This is a genomic window from Elusimicrobiota bacterium, assembly GCA_041658405.1.
In the GTDB taxonomy this organism is placed as follows: domain Bacteria; phylum Elusimicrobiota; class UBA5214; order JBBAAG01; family JBBAAG01; genus JBBAAG01.
Map to the genome: position 1 here is coordinate 1 of JBBAAG010000131.1, position 4,778 is coordinate 4,778.

5 protein-coding genes are annotated in these 4,778 nt (G+C 40.3%); all 5 read right to left on the reverse strand.

Annotated elements, in window-relative coordinates; genetic code table 11:
- The coding region (locus WC955_13095; protein MFA5859990.1) for a DNA translocase FtsK 4TM domain-containing protein at positions 1-2,276 on the reverse strand (2,276 nt) is incomplete at its 3' end.
- Between the two features lie 8 nt (positions 2,277-2,284).
- Positions 2,285-3,100: an undecaprenyl-diphosphate phosphatase gene (locus tag WC955_13100; GenBank protein MFA5859991.1), complete on the reverse strand. Its 816-nt coding sequence runs from the start codon at positions 3,098-3,100 to the stop codon at positions 2,285-2,287.
- Between the two features lie 70 nt (positions 3,101-3,170).
- Complete coding sequence (locus tag WC955_13105; protein ID MFA5859992.1) at positions 3,171-3,383, reverse strand: winged helix-turn-helix domain-containing protein; 213 nt, start codon at positions 3,381-3,383, stop codon at positions 3,171-3,173.
- 25 nt (positions 3,384-3,408) lie between these two features.
- Positions 3,409-3,954 carry an acetyl-CoA carboxylase biotin carboxyl carrier protein gene (gene accB, locus WC955_13110; protein MFA5859993.1) on the reverse strand — a complete coding sequence of 182 codons (546 nt, stop codon included), beginning with the start codon at positions 3,952-3,954 and terminating at the stop codon, positions 3,409-3,411.
- 7 nt (positions 3,955-3,961) lie between these two features.
- A partial coding sequence (locus tag WC955_13115; protein ID MFA5859994.1) for a S1 RNA-binding domain-containing protein occupies positions 3,962-4,778 on the reverse strand: 817 nt, incomplete at its 5' end.

Here is a 4,778-nt window from a genome sequence, read left to right on the forward strand (position 1 = left end):
TTTTTTTGCAGATAGTCATCCACAGCTTCCATATTTATTTTCCAGCTCTTCGTCCCTTCGGGCTTATACACAAAACGATCTCTCTCAAGCAACGCTAAGACCACTCCGTACTTATGCCCAATTTTATTATCTCCGCGCAGTATATCTCCCGATACACGTCCAAGTGATTTCATTAACTTCAACGCTGCTAACAACAACTCCCTAGTTTCCTCATTTTCTTCCGCCTCCTGTTGTTCTTCAATATGGCCCAATATATCGGTATACGCAGGCTCAGCTTGTTCTCTTATATAATTCGCTACGCGTTCAACTTCTTTCTCCGATACAAACCCGCCTTGCAACCTTATAGGTTTTGGCGCACCGGGAGGAAGGAATAACATATCGCCTTTCCCCAATAAATCTTCAGCGCCCTGCGTATCAAGTATAACCCGTGAATCTATTTTTGACAACACTTGAAATGCAATTCGTGACGGTAAATTAGCTTTTATCACACCCGTGATAACATCCACTGACGGCCTCTGCGTTGCGAGTATAAGATGTATCCCCACAGCACGCGCCATTTGCGCTAAACGCATGATAGACTCTTCAATTTCCTTTTGCGCAACCAAAATCAAGTCCGCAAGTTCATCTATGATTACTACAATATAATAATCTTTCTCAATACCATTTTTTTCAGCGTACTTATTGTAACCCTCAATATTTCTGACTGCTGCCTGCGCATACTTTTTGTACCGGAATTCCATAACCTTAATCAATTTCTCTAATGACCTTGCTGCGTCTTTTGGATTGGTAACAACCTTTACCTCATCAGAAACATGATTCGGGTCATAGAGATGCGGAATTCCGTTATACCCCGGCAGTTCTAGTTGTTTAGGATCAATCATAAGAAACTTTACTTCATCCGGTTTTGAACGGAATAGGATACTCATGATAATGGAATGCAGGCATACACTTTTCCCCGACCCGGTTGATCCGGCAATCAACAAGTGAGGCATCGGAATCAAGTCCGTGACATACGGCAACCCGTCAGTAGTTTTACCTAATGCAATTACCAGTTTTGAAGTAATCTTTGAATAATCTTCACTCTCAATAATATCGCGTAACCCTACAATCTTAGACTGTTGGTTAGGTATTTCAATCCCTACCGCCGCCTTACCGGGTATCGGTGCAATCACGCGGATACTTGATGCCCGCATTGACAACGCTATATCATTACTTAAAGTTACGATTGACTGTATCTTCACCCCGGGAGCCGGCTGTATATCATAACGTGTTACTACAGGCCCTGGATTAAGTCCTACAATTGTAGCATCAATCTCAAAATTCTTAAGTGTTTCTAGAAGAAACATTGCGCGCTGGTTTATATCATGCTCATTAACTAGTGCGGTATTTTGTGATACAATATTTTCCAATAAATCTAATGAAGGTAGATTGTAATTTTGAAACGCGCTTGCTGCAGGCTCTAAATCATTTTTAACCGTATCATCGCCAGTATTTGATTCAGAAACGTTTTTCTTAGCGTCTACACTTCCCTTTTTCTTAGTTGTCATTTCCTTGTTCTTCTCAAGTATTTTTGGGATAACAACAATAGTTCCAGTATCCACTTTCTCGGGTTCACTTTCCCGGGATCCCATCGGCTGTTTGCGTATTTTCGGCAAATCTTCAATTGTCTGTATTTTAGGCAACTTTGGGATTAACTCCGGTTGCGGCTTCGACGGCCTGTTTTTTTTATTCATATTCCTTAACTCACTGAATTCACGTAAATCCTGGCTTATACGTTCTACTAACCACGCAAGAAAAGCGGGTAACGAAAATGCGGTGCTTAAGGTTAACCCTGCAATCACTATTATAAGCACCAAAATATAACTCCCGCCGATGCCAAAGTAATAAACGCTATGATATTTCAGGAATAAACCCCACTCACCTGCTAGAGGTTTATTAATTATTAATCCTAACAGGCCCAGGAATAAACTTAATGAAATAAATAATAATATATGCCCGATAACATCAATTAATACGGGTAATTCAATTTTTTTTAAAAATATACGCAGGCTCCAGATTGTAAAGCTCAGTACCAACAAATATGATGATAAACCTAGTAGTTTAGAGAGAACGCCATTTACACTTTTACCAACGCTACCTGTAACACCGGGTAATACCAGGAAAAACAGGCAGAGCACACATAACAACAACAGCATTAATCCAAGAAAATTATACTTCTCATCACTATGCCTGCGCCGTGATGCCTTAGTCTTTGCCCTTGAATTTAATGATCCCATAATATACTTTACTTAATACTAAACAAAACGAACATCGCAAGCCCCGTAGCCCAACAATAATATGCAAACACCTGCCAGTTACGTTTGATAAGGATACCCCATAAAAACTTTAACGAAACAAAACCGATAGCAAATGCAGCTATCATACCAATACCAAAACTTAACATCATCCCAGGATTAATACTGTATTCCATTTTAAGCAATTCCAACAACGTTGCGCCAGCAATTGCAGGGATTGACGATAAAAAAGAATACTCCGCAGCTAAAACTGGCGACCATCCCAACACAAACGCAGCGCTTATTGTTGACCCTGACCTTGAAATCCCGGGAGTTATAGCTAACCCCTGCGCAATACCAATCCACAAACTATCAAGGATACTGATTTTATTCAATTCCTTAACTTTCCTACCAGCAGCAACTTTCTGGCTGAACCAAATAACCGTACCGTTAACTATCAATAATAATGCTACAACTTTTGCGGAATTAAACACTCTCTCAAACGTATCCTTGAACATCACACCTATTATTCCGGTAATAACAGTAGTTATGAGGATCATTACAATATATTTTAACGCGCCATTACGCACAGTGACATTGGAATCAAAGACATCTTTCAATAAAAATATAATACTGCGTCCAAGAAATACAACTACAGCAAGCAGTGTCGCTATATGCAACAAGCAATCAAACAAAATTAACGCTTTATCCGCGGTTTGCAGGTTGAACAATGTCTGCATGATAACGAGATGCCCCGAAGATGATATCGGCAAAAATTCTGTTATCCCTTGTACCACCCCGAGAATAAAACATAAATACCATGGCATACATTTCTTCCCCTCACCCTTAGTGTTATAACAACCGTGTTATCGCTACAGTATTTCCACGGGCTACGAACTATTTATTAAGGTCGACTATTACATCTTTAGCTTCAAGATCTGGTTGCAGGACAATTTTACCTTCCCTCGCAAGCCAACCTAATGATAGAAACAACATCCGGTTATCAAGGGAGAGTTCAAACTTAAGTTTCAACACAGCAGTAGCACCGTTAGTATTAAGGTACTGCCATACTTTTCCCGCTACCGTACCAATAATTTCCTCGTTTATCATAATAAGTTATTTATTTCCACACTTATTACGCCGGGCTTACCCAAAAAATTACCTGCCCGGCAGTAACCGCATGATTGTTTTCAACCAATATTTTTTCAATCTTACACTTACTATTTGCTGTAACTTCATTCATTACTTTCATTGCTTCGATAATACATAACGTTTGCCCGGGATTAACTACCTGTCCTACTTCAACAAATGCCGGTGAACTCGGTGATGGTGAACGATAGAAAATTCCAATTAACGGCGCTTTAATTTCCTTAAATCCATGTTTAACAGCGGAATCCTGTTTTACACCCTGTTGTGTTGCCCCAATGCTTTGGGATGCTGAAGGTAATAATGTCCTTGTAGCGGACATTGGCACATGGGTTTCTACGATAACCTGTTCACTTACCTTCTCATACCGTTTAAGATGAACTTTCTTACCTTCATCTTCAATCTGAAGGTTAACAATATTTTCATCCCGCATAAGTTGATACAACGACTTTAACTCGCGTATCATTGCCGGGTTAGCGTTGTTACCGTTTATACTATCATTTTCTTTCTTCCCGTTTTTATCTTCCTGCGGCATAATACTTTTATTCCCCCATCGCAGCCTTACGTGAAAGATTCAACCGTCCCTTACTGTCAATCTCCATTGCTTTAACCTTAATCGTATCCCCTAAATTAACTTCATCCGTAACATTTTGGACACGATGCTGTGCTATCTGGCTTATATGTACAAGCCCTTCTTTCCCAGGCAATACTTCAACAAACGCGCCAAAGTTTTCTACACGGGTTACTTTTCCGGTATAAATTTTCCCGATTTCAACTTCCGCAATTATACCTTCCACCCATTCCTTAGCTGCCTTCAATGATTCGCCATTAGGCGCAGATATTGATGTTGTACCATCATCTTCTATGCTAATAGTCGCACCAGTTTCATCCTGGATTTTATTAATAATTTTTCCGCCAGGTCCTATTACTTCGCGTATTTTATTAACCGGCACTTTTACCTGTACCATCCGCGGTGCATATGTTGAAAGTTCTTTCTTTGACTGTCCGATTGTTTGTTCCATAATATCCATAATCGCAAACCGTCCGGACTTCGCTTGTTCCAAAGCTTCTTTCAATAATGACAACGCAACCCCGGGTGTTTTGAGGTCCATCTGTATCGCAGTAACACCTTTCCGTGTTCCCGCTACTTTGAAATCCATATCCCCAGCATGATCTTCTTCACCCTGGATATCAGTCAACAAAACATATTTTCCTTCTTCATAAACTAACCCGATAGAAATCCCTGCCACCGTACTCTTAATCGGTACACCGGCATCCATTAGCGCCAATGTTCCACCACAAACTGACGCCATTGACGATGAACCGTTAGATTCCAGTATATCCGAAACTATGCGGATA

What these genes read in the sequence shown, in the direction of transcription:
- WC955_13105 (MFA5859992.1), bottom strand. Translation starts at nt 3,383, where the DNA reads ATGATAAACGAGGAAATTATTGGTACGGTAGCGGGAAAAGTATGGCAG.
- accB (MFA5859993.1), bottom strand. Translation starts at nt 3,954, where the DNA reads ATGCCGCAGGAAGATAAAAACGGGAAGAAAGAAAATGATAGTATAAAC.
- WC955_13100 (MFA5859991.1), bottom strand. Translation starts at nt 3,100, where the DNA reads ATGCCATGGTATTTATGTTTTATTCTCGGGGTGGTACAAGGGATAACA.